Genomic DNA, 9677 nt, shown 5'->3' on the forward strand with positions numbered 1-9677 from the left:
TCCGATGGCGGCTAACCGCTAACATCACAGCAGTCGTCATGAGGTGAGGTTCCGGTGATACGAGCACAGGGCGGGCACGGGCGCCGTAGCCGGCCGGGTCGTGGTCTGTCGCTGGACCGGATCGTCACGGTCACGCTGGAGCTGATGGATGAGCAGGGCATCGGAGCGGCGACGATGCGGGCGGTGTCGTCGCGGCTCGGGGTTCGCTCGATGTCGCTGTACAGGTACGTCCAGGACCGTGATGAGCTGTTCGACGCGGTGGTGGAGCGGATCGTCAACGAGCTCGCCGACGATCCGGAAGTCCAGCTGCGTCCGGTGGACGGGTGGCGGCCGTACCTTGCCGGTATAGCGCACGGAGTACGCCGCTACGCCCGGGCTCATCCCCATGCTTTCCCGCTGGTTGCCACCCGGCCGCCAGCGGCTCCGTGGGTGAACCCGCCGCTTCGGTCGCTGCGCTGGGTCGAGGCGATGCTGACCGGATTGGCCCGGGAGGGGTTCAGCGACGAGCAGGTCCTGTTCACCTACCGCACGTTCAACGGCTTCCTGCTCGGTTACCTGCTGCTGGAAACCAGTGCCATGACGCTACGGGATCCGAAGCCGGGCGACGGATCCTTCACCGGTACCGACACTATTTCGGATGATGACGGCGGATCCGCCGGGCAGGCAGCCGCCCATCCGGTCATCGGCGGCCTGAGCCCCGCCCGTTCTGCCGGGCAGCGAGAGGCACTCCAGGACGCCGACAGCGCACGCGAGCTGCTCGATCCCGCGGACGGCATTGACGCTAGGCGTTTCCCGACGGTGCACCGCCTAGCGGCGGGACTCGCCCAAGACCGGTGGGAGCGGGAGTTCGAAAGCGGCCTGGAAGACATGCTTGACCGCATTGCGGCGTTCGTGGCCGGCGACCCGGATGTCAGGCGGGATTGATGCCGTAAACCGCGGCCGTTGCCTGCCAGGACCGTCTGCCTGATCTTTCCTGCCGGTGCCATCTCCCTGATCCTGGTTCCAACACGGGCGAGAAACCCCGGCGGTGGATGGCCTCGCGGCCGAGGTGCTGCCCCGGGCACGATGGCTGGCTATGCCTTTAAGTGGACGCCGTAAGCTTCCCGGAGAAGCTTTTGATGTAAGTTTAATGCGTAAGCCGTCCGGCTGCGGGTAGAGGGGGCCAGCCGGACGGCTTACGGGGACCTGGCCCGAGCGGGCTCAGACGCCGCCGCGGGGCCGCTGATCGCGGACGGCCGCAAATCACTCAATCGAGGAGACAGCCCGGATGACAGACAATTACCTGCCCGGATCTACGCCGCCGCAGCGCGGCGAGCCGCTCCCACCCGCATCGGCGGAGGAGCAGGGCACGGCTGACGTCGTTAAGAGTCAGGCGACCGACCTGAGTCACAGCAGCATTCAGACAGGAAAGCACGTGGCCGACGTTGCCCGGGAGCAGGCTTCGGGCGTTGCGGTGGAGGCCGGGCGTCAGGGCAGGGACCTGCTACACCAGGCTCAAGGCCAGCTGGAGGAGCAAGCGGCCCAGGGACAGCAGCGGCTGGCGAATCAACTGTTTTCGCTCAGTGATGAACTCCGCTCGATGGCAGATGCCTCGGGCCAGGGCGGCATGGCCGCCAGCCTCGCGAGTCAGGCGGCCTCGAGGGCCCGTCATGCCGGGCAGTGGCTGGACGACCGCAAGCCCAGCCAGGTGGCGGACGAGATGCAGTCCTTCGCGCGCCGCAGGCCGGCGGTATTCCTGGCCCTGGCGGTGGGAGCGGGCCTCGTGGCCGGCCGGCTCACCCGAGGACTTAAGGACGCAAATAGCGATAATCCCGCTGCGGCGCCTGCAGCTACGCAGCGGCTTAGCGGGCAGCCGGCCCTGCCCTCTGACATGGACAGCTACCCACCGGCAACGGCTGCGGGCATCGGCGACCAAACGCCGGGCCTTTCTGGCCCGGCCAGCGGCCTGCCGCCAACTGACGGTGATCCGGCCTGGGAGGCCGGTCCGGCGTACGGCGAGCGGAGCCCCCTGGTCACTGATGACCAGGCGGGCCGTCAGGGCACGCTGTGAGCAGCCCATTCGATCCCACCCTGCCGCCGCAGCCCGATTCGCGGTCATCGGTCGGCGAGCTGTTCTCAGATGTTGCCGTGGATCTCAGCACGCTCATACGCCAGGAGGTGGAGCTGGCCAAGGCCGAGCTCCGCCAGTCAGCCACCCGAGCCGGGAAGGGCGCCGGGATGCTGGCGGGTGCAGGCATCAGCGGCTACATGGTGTTGCTTTTCGCGTCGGTCGCCGCCTGGTGGGGCATCGGCGACGCCACCGGTCATGGCTGGTCGGCGCTGATCGTAGCGGCAATATGGCTAATCGCCGCGGCAATCCTCGGGTTGATGGGGCGCCGGGAGATCAGCGCAGTATCGGGCGTCCCGCAGACCGCGCAGACGGTGAAGAAGATTCCTGACGCAATAAGAGGAAACGAGGGCACATCATGACCAGCGATCCGGATCAGATTCGCGAGCAGATCGAGGAAACCCGCATCAGCCTAAGCGAGGACGTCAACACGCTGGCCGACACGGTCAACCCGGCGCATGCCGCAAAACGCAAGGCAGCCAGCGCACGTTCTGCCGTAATCGGAGTGAAGGACAAGGTCATGGGTGCAGCGTCAGAGTCCGTCTCCAGCACGACTTCCGCGGCGGGAGAAAAGGCATCGGAGGTTCACGAAAAGGCGTCAGCGGCTCCAGACCGCCTTCGCCGTCAGGCGGCGGGTAACCCGCTGGCGGTCGGCCTTATCGCGATAGGCGTCGGCTGGCTCGCCGGCTCGCTTCTGCCGGCCACCAGCGCCGAGGAGCGTGCCGCGATGAAGGTCAGGGAAACCGCCGCGCCAGCCGTCACCGGCGCGGCCAAGGACGCCGCGGCCGGCCTTCAGGACTCGGCAAAGCAGGCAGCCGAGTCGGTCAAGGCCGCAGCGGCCGACGCCACCGCCGCCGTCAAGGATGAGACTGCCAGCTCGGCGCACGACGTCCGGGATCAGGCACGGGCAGCCCGCGACACCGTAACCGACAGCCGCCACTGACCACCCTGGCAGCCGTATCCAACCGCCACGCCGACAAGTTAGGAGGGTGATCGCGGATGGCCAGATCGCAGACTACGGACAGCAGCGCCCCCGACGATGCGCCGAACGGCCCGACAGATCTAAGCGGCGGGTCCTGGCTCGCGGCTGCCAGGCGAGCCCTGAAGGAATATAAGGCCGACGACCTGCAGGACCGTGCGGCGGCGCTGACCTATTTCGGCATCCAGTCGATCTTCCCGGGTCTTCTTGTCCTAGTCTCCCTGCTCGGCATTCTCGGTAAGTCGGCCACCCAGCCGCTCATCACTAACCTGGGCAAGGCGCTGCCGTCGTCCGTGCGGACGATCATCATGAGCGATGTCACCAATCTCCAGCACAGCCATGCAGCCTCCGGGATCCTGGGCATCGCTGGAATCGTGCTCGCCCTGTGGTCGGCTTCCAACTACGTCGCGGCCTTCATGCGTGCCTCCAACATCATTTACGACGTGCCCGAGGGCCGACCGATCTGGAAAACCGCACCGGTCCGCCTGGGCGTCACCGTGGTGACGATGATCTTGCTAGTGGCGGCGGCCGTCATCGTGGTCGTGACCGGCGGCCTGGCACAGAAAGTCGGGAACGTGCTCGGGCTCGGCTCGACAGCGGTCACTGTCTGGGACATCGCCAAATGGCCGGTGCTGCTGATCATTATTGGCCTGATCCTCGCCATCTTGTTCTGGGCCAGCCCGAACGTCAAGCACGGCTTCCAGTGGGTTAGCCCCGGCGGCTTCATCGCCGTCGTGCTATGGCTGGTCGCCTCTGCTCTATTCGCCGTCTACATCGCCAACTTCAGCCACTACAACAAGGTCTACGGCAGCCTCGCCGGCGTCATCATCTTCCTGATCTGGATGTGGATCTCCAATGTCGCCATCCTGCTCGGCGCCGAGTTCAACGCCGAGCTTGAGCGCGGCCGCGCCGTGGCGGCCGGGCATCCAGCCGGGCAGGAGCCCTTCTCGCAACTGCGGGACGACCGCAAGCTACGGAAGAAAGAGAAGCAGTCACAAAGCTGAGAGGCTCTTCCAGCCCACGAAGGCCCGGTAGGCGGTTCTCACCGCGCTGCGAGTGCCGAATTGAGCCTCCTGATCATCAGAACGGAAGCACATGACTCACCACCCAGAACATGACCCGCTGGCCGACCTGACCGCTGCGGGGGTGGCAGTGTGGCTGGACGACCTGTCCCGCGAGCTGCTGGCCGGCGGCGGCCTGCGGTCGCTCGTCGCCGCCCGCCACGTCGTCGGGGTGACCACGAACCCGACGATTTTCGCCTCCGCCCTCTCCCGGGGCGACCGATACAACGAGCAGCTGGCCGACCTGGCCGCCGGCAACGCGGACGTCGATACAGCGGTATTCATCGTGACCACCGACGACGTCCGCGCCGCGTGCGACATCCTGGCACCGGTGCACGTGCGGACGGCCGGCCTTGACGGGTGCGTGTCCATCGAGGTCGACCCGCGGCTGAGCCACGACGCCGCGGCTACCGCCGAGATGGCGCGCCTCCTGTGGACGACAGTGAACAGGGAAAACCTCTACATCAAGATCCCCGCCACCCAGGAAGGGCTGGCCGCGATCACGGAGGCGACCAGCCAGGGCATTAGCGTCAACGTGACGCTGATCTTCTCCCTGGAGCGGTACCGCGCTGTCATGGACGCCTACCTCAGCGGTCTGGAACAGGCTCACACCGTCGGCCTGGATCTCGCCGCGATCAGATCAGTGGCCTCCTTCTTCATCTCCCGGGTGGACACCGAGGTCGATGCACGCCTGGACCGCCTCGGCACGCCCGAGGCGGACGCCCTGAAGGGCTCGGCCGCGATAGCCAACGCCCGCCTGGCCTACCAGGCCCACGAGCAGCTGACCGCCAGCGAGCGCTGGCAGCGACTCGCCCGCCTCGGCGCGCGGCCGCAGCGGCCGCTGTGGGCCTCCACCGGAGTCAAGAACCCCGCCTACCCAGACACCAAGTACGTCGCCGGGCTGATCGCGCGGGGCACCGTCAACACCATGCCGGGCGCGACGCTGGAAGCCTTCGCCGATCACGGCCAAGTCAGCGGCGACACTATGACCGGAGGCTATGACCGCAGCCGCAGTTTCCTTGATCAGCTAGCGGCAGCGGGCATCGATTTCGATGACGTCACCGCGTACCTCGAACGCGACGGCCTGGCCAAATTCGACAAGAGCTGGAGCGAGCTTGGCGCTACCGTCGCAGCCGAGATGGAACACCAGCGGGCATAAAGCAGCAGGTCAGTCCCAGGGCACCCAGCGGGTCCTGATGGTGATGCCACCCTGCGGGCGCCCGCCAGCCAGCCGGGCCGTGCGGATGCAGAAATGCGACCACATGTTGAGCTGGATCTCCTTGGCCAGCCGCAGCTTGTTGTACAGCAGAGCCGACAGCCGGTCGCCAGCCCTGGCCCACGACTCGATCTCGAAGTGCAGGGCGTCGCCGTCCGGCTTGGCGCGGAACTCGATCTCGCCTGCTTCCAGGTGACCGGCCAGCGTCGCGAGCCTGAAGGACGCCTCGTCCCGGCGCACCACGCGCACGGGCCCGTCCCACGGGCCAGGCATCCGGACAACGAACTCATCGCCCTGCCGCAGGCTACCCTGGGCGCCGCGAGTCTTCCGAAACACCGCCATCTCGGGGGAAGCCTGGTTCAGCCTGGCGGATACCAGGTCGATGAGTGCTGACGGAGCCATGCTGGTTCCGGCGATCCGCACCCCATACGAGCGATGCAGCATCGGGCCAACGCCCGCGTCCAGCGGCTGCAGCCGGTCCGCGAACCCGCTGGTACCGTACACGCGGCCGGGCAGGTCCGCGCGCGTGCCCGCTTCCTCGGAGCGGTGCAGCGGAATCGTGCGCCACATGTAGCGCCAGCTGACTGCCGCGATCCCGACCGGCCAGCCCAAGACGGTCCGCAGCCGGACAGAGCGGCTTACCGTCGTCATGCGTAAATGGTCACACAGCGGGCAGCCATTGCTGCGACGCAGGTGCGGGGTCGCAGGCGAGGACTGGGGGGATGACCGATGACGTTGAGCGGAGCCCTGGGGAGGGCCGGGGTGCACAGCACACACTTCTACGCGACCTCGATGGCCTCAATTGGCTTGTGCATTGGCTTGTGGATCCGGGCCAAGACCGTCGACCAGGATGAGCGCGGTAACGCCGAACGCCGGGCGCTGTTCGTCGGCCTGTGGCCGCCAATGTTCTGGCTGATGGGCGATTCATTGAAAGCCGCCGAGTAGTGCGCGAGCGGCTGCTTGGCCAGATCGACGATGTAGCCGCGCTTGATGAGCTGTCTAGACTGCGCGTCAACTACGATCAGGCGCACGCTCCAGAGAGCGGCTTCGAGGCTGCTGAGGGACACTGGCACGTCGACTCCAGCACCACGCGGCTTGGCCGGGAGGGACCTGGTCCGCCTGAGCTCGGCGGGCTGTGGGAGACCGCATGCCACCTGGTCGGCGAGTACGAGTTCGCCGACGCGCGGATCCTGCGCGGCGTCTACCGCAGGGACAGCGCGCTGCTCGGCCGGAACATGCTCCTTGAGGGGCGATTCTTCGGCCTGCGCTTCTACTTCGGCGTCCGGGTGACCGGGGTCATCGATGAAGAACGGGACGCTGGCGACGGCCCGGAGCGCGTGTGGGGCTGGTGTTACCAGACGCTGGAGGGACACCTCGAGCAGGGCCGCCTCAGCTATGAGGTGATCAAGCACCTGACGACAGGACAAGTGGCGTTCCGCGTCGCGGGATACTCGCGGCCCGCGCCCATCGGAAACCCCATCGTCCGGCTGGGTTTCTTTCTGTTTGGCCGTTGGACCCAGCGGCGCTTCTACCGGAACATCCAGGTGCGGATCACTGAGCTGGTACGCGCAGCGCAGCGCGGCCGACCGCTGCCATCACCCGCGGTACGGCCGGATGGCATCGTGCTGGCTCCGTGGGGCGTCCGGCCGCATCGGCTGGAACGGCTCGCCCAGGGGTGGATTCACCCCGGAAGCTGAATAGACGGCTCCGTGCGGGAAGGAGTAGATGATGGTTACGAAAACGACACAGCGCACGGAACAAGACCTTCTCGGGGTCTACCTCAACGACCACCTGGCCGGCGCCACCGTCGGCCTGGAGCTGGTGCGGCGGATGGCTGCCTCCGCTGAGCCGGGATCCGAGTCGGCCACGGTCCGGGAAAGGCTGGTCAGCGAGATCGCGGCAGACCGGTCTGCCCTCATCACGATCATGACCACCCTGCAGATCAAGGTCCGCGGCTACAAGATGTTCGCGGCGTGGGCCGGCGAGAAGGCCGGGCGCCTTAAGCTCAACGGGCACCTGCTCACGCGGTCTCCGCTCAGCGATCTCGAAGAGACGGAGATGCTCCGGCTCGGCGTTGAAGGCAAGGCCGCCGGATGGCGGACCCTCCGTGCCGTCGCCGAGCACGACAGCAGGCTCGACACCGGGCAGCTGGACGAGTTCCTCGCGCGGGCGGCCCGGCAGTCGGACGAGCTGGAAAGCCTCCGGGTCCGCATCGCGGCTCAGGTGCTCGTCGGCGACGCCCGCTGACGGCCGCGGGTTCAGCCTGACGCTGCGGTGGCGAGCCTGGAGCGGACTCGTACCAGGGGAGGGTGCGGGTTGTGCGGTTGCGGGAGCGCCGTCAGGGAGAAGTCAGCGATCGCGCCCGGCCGGAAGACCAGGCAGTGAGTCGAGCCGCCGAACTGGAAGTACCCGAGTTCCTCGCCTTTGGCGACGTGGTAGCCGGGCTGGATCGCCGGGTCGATCACGCAGGACGATACTTCGCTCATCCCGACTGGCACGAATGCTGTCAAGCCGATGACGGGATTGTCGGCTTCGATCAGGATGACCGCCCGCGCTGCGACATGCGCCAGGTACGACTGTGAATACCGGGGCTCGACCGCGTCGGCGCCTTCGGAGTCAGGCTCGGAGTAGTAGGTGCCTTCCTGGACGAAGGCCCGCACGATCGTCCCGGCTACCGGGCTGTGCCACCGGTGGTAGTTGGTCGCGCTCAGGAAAGCCTGGTAGACGGTCCCGCCGATGAAATGATCCGCGCACTCGTCGTTGGCCAGCATGTCCTGCAGCGAATACGGCTGGCTCTTGATCCAGAACCGATCCTGGCGCTGGACACCCACGGCCAGGCCGTACGGGGTGGACTCGCACGCGCTGACGATGACGCTGTCGTCGTCAGGCGAGGCGACCGGGCGCGCGCCGTCGGCCAGGCGCCGGGTGAAGAAGTCGTTCCACGACGTGAATCCCCAGTACTCGTCCCCGGGATCGTGCTGGTACTGCTCGATGCCGATGGCCCGCCTGGCGGCCTCGCCCTTCCAGCCAGACGGCGAGTCGTTCAGGACGTAGCGGGAGTCGCCGCTGCTGAGAAACTCACACCACACGCCCAAGACCTTCTTGAGCATCGTGTTGATCCGCCTGTCGCGGAAGGCGGCGAAGCCGGCCGGCGTGCCCATGGTCCAGTCGAGGATCGCGCCGAGCGGCAGGACCACCATCGCGTCTTGGTTGTATTCCGGGGCCATCGTCAGCACTTCGTTGACCAGCTGCAGCAGCTGCGGCACGCTTTCCAGGTGCCGATTGCGGTACTGCCTGTTCCGCGGCACCTGGGCGATCATCTCGCTGAGGTACATGCGCACCACCGGATCGCTGTCGACCAGAGCCTGGAACTCGGCGAGCACGGGGTGCAGCGCGACCCCCTCACCCTTGGCCGCTACGCGTTCCCGGTGGCCGGTCAGCCATGCCTCAAGGTCATCCTGGCTGTCCGGCAGCCAGCCGCCCTGACGCCGCACGTCCCCGGCTGGGGAGTAAGCAGCCGCAAAGGAATCCGCCATGGCAGGCAACTCTCCATCGCTGGCGTCATCTAACCTGCACTGCCACGGCGAGTTGGCTCGGCAGACGGACAGCGCTGCAGGCGCTGTGGTGGCCGAATCGCAGGGGTACTTCTGACATGGTTCCTCACCCCTACCGCCCGGACGCGCCTGCCGACAGGAGAACCGCCGGAGGCATGCAGACTATCTAGTTCGGGGCAGCTCTCGCGGCCGCCGCTCGCAGCCCGTCCCATCGAGGGCCAAGGGGGAACGGTGATGGGAACGCATCGGGTGCGGCAGGAACGTGCCTGCGGAGACCGCCGTCTTACTGGCCGCATTCAAACGGTGCCCGAAGACCGCGACCTGCGGACACTGACCGAGGACGTCACGATGATCCGGCCGCCGCCCAGCGTCCGTACTGGTGCGGCCGTCATGGGACCGCCGCGGATTGGATCGGGCGGGGCGGGGTAGCAGACGGGTCTAGCGAAGGGTGGATCCATGACTGACCAGCACCGGGAAAGCGCTGGAGTGACCCCTAACCCTGTGCCTGTCACCCCTTCGGAGAACACGGAGCGGCCGGAAGGCCTGGCGTTCGACGTCGAGGACGGCGCCGACCTGCCCGGAGTGCCGACAGGCGACCAGCACCCCAGGAATACCAGTACCGTGCCTGCCCGTGAGAGCGGCGCCGGCGTTGGGCTGGAAGTTCCCGGGATGAGAGACAGTAGCCAGGGACCGGGCGGAGAATTAGGTATCTAACTTGTCCGCAGCAAGCCGTCATGCCCTAGCAGGTCGATCGAGGCAC

11 protein-coding genes are annotated in these 9677 nt (G+C 67.1%); 9 read left to right on the forward strand and 2 right to left on the reverse strand.

Translation table 11 applies throughout. The annotated features are described in order from the left end of the window. Positions 1-54 precede the first annotated feature (54 nt). The 6 genes from WA805_RS09255 (at position 55) to tal (ending at position 5306) form a co-directional block, all read left to right on the forward strand. Positions 55-924 (forward strand): TetR/AcrR family transcriptional regulator, encoded by an 870-nt coding sequence (locus WA805_RS09255; protein ID WP_422279341.1) that lies wholly within the window; start codon positions 55-57, stop codon positions 922-924. A gap of 490 nt (positions 925-1414) precedes the next feature. Then, positions 1415-2050: a hypothetical protein gene (locus WA805_RS09260; protein ID WP_422279339.1), complete on the forward strand. Its 636-nt coding sequence runs from the start codon at positions 1415-1417 to the stop codon at positions 2048-2050. Further along, positions 2047-2469, forward strand: a complete 423-nt coding sequence (locus WA805_RS09265; RefSeq protein WP_422279337.1) for a phage holin family protein — start codon at positions 2047-2049, stop codon at positions 2467-2469. Before WA805_RS09260 ends, WA805_RS09265 begins: the two co-directional genes overlap by 4 nt. Beyond that, a complete protein-coding gene (locus WA805_RS09270; RefSeq protein WP_422279335.1) occupies positions 2466-3050 on the forward strand; it encodes a DUF3618 domain-containing protein in 585 nt (194 codons plus the stop codon). The genes WA805_RS09265 and WA805_RS09270 overlap by 4 nt, the downstream gene beginning before the upstream one ends. A 56-nt stretch (positions 3051-3106) precedes the next feature. Next, on the forward strand, positions 3107-4090 hold the full coding sequence (locus WA805_RS09275; protein WP_425242138.1) for a YihY/virulence factor BrkB family protein: 984 nt from the start codon (positions 3107-3109) through the stop codon (positions 4088-4090). Between the two features lie 91 nt (positions 4091-4181). Next, positions 4182-5306, forward strand: coding sequence for a transaldolase (tal, locus tag WA805_RS09280; protein WP_422279331.1), 1125 nt, complete (start codon positions 4182-4184; stop codon positions 5304-5306). A gap of 9 nt (positions 5307-5315) precedes the next feature. On the opposite strand, the gene WA805_RS09285 is transcribed toward tal, so the two are convergent. Continuing rightward, complete coding sequence (locus WA805_RS09285; RefSeq protein ID WP_422279329.1) at positions 5316-6014, reverse strand: DUF1990 family protein; 699 nt, start codon at positions 6012-6014, stop codon at positions 5316-5318. 111 nt (positions 6015-6125) lie between these two features. On the opposite strand from WA805_RS09285, the gene WA805_RS09290 reads away from it, so the two are divergent. From WA805_RS09290 to WA805_RS09300, 3 genes are read left to right on the forward strand one after another with little or no spacing between them, the layout of a single operon-like run. Continuing rightward, entirely contained in the window at positions 6126-6308 is a 183-nt protein-coding gene (locus tag WA805_RS09290; protein ID WP_422279327.1) for a hypothetical protein, read from the forward strand. Further along, the gene (locus tag WA805_RS09295) at positions 6308-7060 is read left to right on the forward strand and encodes a DUF1990 family protein (RefSeq protein WP_422279325.1); all 753 of its coding nucleotides are present in this window, start codon (positions 6308-6310) and stop codon (positions 7058-7060) included. The genes WA805_RS09290 and WA805_RS09295 overlap by 1 nt, the downstream gene beginning before the upstream one ends. 28 nt (positions 7061-7088) lie before the next feature. Next, positions 7089-7610 carry a hypothetical protein gene (locus tag WA805_RS09300; protein ID WP_424560400.1) on the forward strand — a complete coding sequence of 174 codons (522 nt, stop codon included), beginning with the start codon at positions 7089-7091 and terminating at the stop codon, positions 7608-7610. 11 nt (positions 7611-7621) lie between these two features. Here the strand turns inward: WA805_RS09300 and WA805_RS09305 are convergent, their stop codons facing one another. Further along, entirely contained in the window at positions 7622-8899 is a 1278-nt protein-coding gene (locus WA805_RS09305) for a phosphatidylserine decarboxylase family protein (protein ID WP_422279321.1), read from the reverse strand. Between the last annotated feature and the right edge of the window lie 778 nt (positions 8900-9677).

It is taken from the genome of Trebonia sp. (genome assembly GCF_049794275.1).
Taxonomy (GTDB): domain Bacteria; phylum Actinomycetota; class Actinomycetes; order Streptosporangiales; family Streptosporangiaceae; genus Trebonia.

Bases quoted from the DNA above. Each gene is read 5' to 3' on its own strand.
- WA805_RS09305 (WP_422279321.1), bottom strand. From the start codon at position 8,899: ATGGCGGATTCCTTTGCGGCTGCTTACTCCCCAGCCGGGGACGTGCGG.
- WA805_RS09285 (WP_422279329.1), bottom strand. From the start codon at position 6,014: ATGACGACGGTAAGCCGCTCTGTCCGGCTGCGGACCGTCTTGGGCTGG.
- tal (WP_422279331.1), top strand. From the start codon at position 4,182: ATGACTCACCACCCAGAACATGACCCGCTGGCCGACCTGACCGCTGCG.
- WA805_RS09300 (WP_424560400.1), top strand. From the start codon at position 7,089: ATGATGGTTACGAAAACGACACAGCGCACGGAACAAGACCTTCTCGGG.
- WA805_RS09275 (WP_425242138.1), top strand. From the start codon at position 3,107: ATGGCCAGATCGCAGACTACGGACAGCAGCGCCCCCGACGATGCGCCG.
- WA805_RS09270 (WP_422279335.1), top strand. From the start codon at position 2,466: ATGACCAGCGATCCGGATCAGATTCGCGAGCAGATCGAGGAAACCCGC.